Consider the following 1,741-nt stretch of genomic DNA (forward strand, 5'->3'; position numbering starts at 1 on the left):
CCCACCCACGCCGCGGAATGGACGGTCCACTCCTGCCCGATTGCGTGGGCACAAAACTAAGATAAATCCAGAAACAGCAAGGGGAATAAGTTTTTGCTCAACCACAGCCTCCAGCCATAAAGTGCACCTTTCTTGATTCGTACGCACATATGACGTACAAAAATACAAAGGCGACACAGGCCAAAGGAGGTACGCGATGCTTGGATTCAACGATGAAACCGAAGAGATCAAGGGCCGCAACACGGAGCGGATGAACTTCCGCACCAAGGCCCCCATAAAGGCGACTATACAGCATGCTGCAGCATTGTCGGGCGTGGACGACTCCACCTTTACGATGAGCGCCGCCCTGCGAGAAGCAGAACGCGTGATTGAAGCGCATGAGCACACCCGCCTCGAAGCCGTCGATCATGCTGCCTTCACTGCTGCTCTGGAAACACCATCAGATCCAAATGAAGCACTCGTCACCGCAGCAAAACGCTACAAGACACGAGTGACCAGCCGTTGACGGACGTAAGCGTTCAGGAAAAGTCATCATCTGCGGATGGGGCTGAACCGCAGTTTTTCATTGAAGCTTTCGATCCTGAGAAGCATGACAGAGCGAGCTTTTCTTGTGGCGTTGAACAGGTCGATAATTATTTTAAGAAGACAGCCAACAAACTCAGGACTGCGGGCAACACGTCAATCTACGTGATGGTCAGCTCCAATGGAGACACTGCAGGTTTCTATGCCATGAATGCCCATGCAGTCCATTATCAGGACCTTCCGGGCAAATACAAACGGACAGCGCCGCGCCATGGTTCAATTTCTGCCGTGTATATCTCCATGATCGGCAGAGACATTCGCTACCGGGGGCAAAAGATTGGAGAAGACCTTCTGATCGATGTCCTATGCCGTGCTTCTCGCGCATCGCAATCTGGCTATGCTGCTGCTGTAATCATGCTTGATGTACTCGACTGCGGAAACCCGGAGAAGGTCGCCAGCAGAAAAGCAATCTATGAGAGACTTCAGTTTCAAAGCCTCCCATCTAACCCCCTGCGCATGTTCATGCCCATGAAAACTGCAGATATCCTCCGCCAAGAGCTGGTGCCTAAGGCGTATCGCAGAAAAGCAGACGCAAGGACCTACATCTATCAAAAAAGCTAAATTCTGGCACTTTGCAGCTCCCCCCGAACTTGCATAAGAATTTTTCCCAATCGATTGAGGCCATTGCCGTCCGGCCCAACTCCCCAATAAGCATCCATTGGTGCATTCTCAGCAATATGCGCTAGCCCGGTCGATAGGAGTAGATTGCGTGGATGTTCATGAGTTTTGAACTTGCATTTCACAGCATCTAACATGATTTGGTCTTTAACTTCTTCCCAATCCAATCGTAGAGGGATTTCCCTTGTCATGCCAAGGGCCTTAGCATGCTTCGGCTTACTACAACTCCGAATACGCTCACGATAATCACTATCGTGGAACTTCATTGCTTGAAAATAGTGCTCTACCGTCCTCCACCAACGCCCATCGAATGCAACGCCATACGGCGCGAAGTTCGAAAACTCTGAATACTCGTCAGTTTGCGCATAAAAGTAGACTGTTTTCTTTGATTCATTGATCATAAAACGAGTTTAACAAAGCTGATGAAGCCTGCAAGTAGGTTTAGGCGTGCGTGTTTTGGAAACAAAAATTCCGTACTGCCCAACACCGGTAAAGGCCTCTCACACACGAAGATGCTGGCCTGCGGGCACACTTCGCCCGG

The 1,741-nt window shown here is 50.2% G+C and carries 3 protein-coding genes; 2 read left to right on the top strand and 1 reads right to left on the bottom strand.

The window, feature by feature from the left end; all coding sequences use genetic code 11:
- Positions 1-196 precede the first annotated feature (196 nt).
- Together PsWM33_RS19220 and PsWM33_RS19225 are read left to right on the top strand one after the other, a co-directional pair.
- Positions 197-505: a type II toxin-antitoxin system TacA family antitoxin gene (locus PsWM33_RS19220; RefSeq protein ID WP_063301293.1), complete on the top strand. Its 309-nt coding sequence runs from the start codon at positions 197-199 to the stop codon at positions 503-505.
- A complete protein-coding gene (locus tag PsWM33_RS19225) occupies positions 502-1,143 on the top strand; it encodes a GNAT family N-acetyltransferase (protein ID WP_244276718.1) in 642 nt (213 codons plus the stop codon). Before PsWM33_RS19220 ends, PsWM33_RS19225 begins: the two co-directional genes overlap by 4 nt.
- Here the strand turns inward: PsWM33_RS19225 and PsWM33_RS19230 are convergent.
- Entirely contained in the window at positions 1,140-1,601 is a 462-nt protein-coding gene (locus PsWM33_RS19230) for an NADAR family protein (RefSeq protein WP_063301294.1), read from the bottom strand. The two genes, PsWM33_RS19225 and PsWM33_RS19230, sit on opposite strands and share 4 nt — an antisense overlap.
- Positions 1,602-1,741: the final 140 nt, after the last annotated feature.

The sequence above is a fragment of the Pseudovibrio sp. WM33 genome (assembly GCF_001623165.1).
Classification (GTDB): Bacteria; Pseudomonadota; Alphaproteobacteria; order Rhizobiales; family Stappiaceae; genus Pseudovibrio.

Bases quoted from the DNA above. Each gene is read 5' to 3' on its own strand.
- PsWM33_RS19220 (WP_063301293.1), top strand. From the start codon at position 197: ATGCTTGGATTCAACGATGAAACCGAAGAGATCAAGGGCCGCAACACG.
- PsWM33_RS19230 (WP_063301294.1), bottom strand. From the start codon at position 1,601: ATGATCAATGAATCAAAGAAAACAGTCTACTTTTATGCGCAAACTGAC.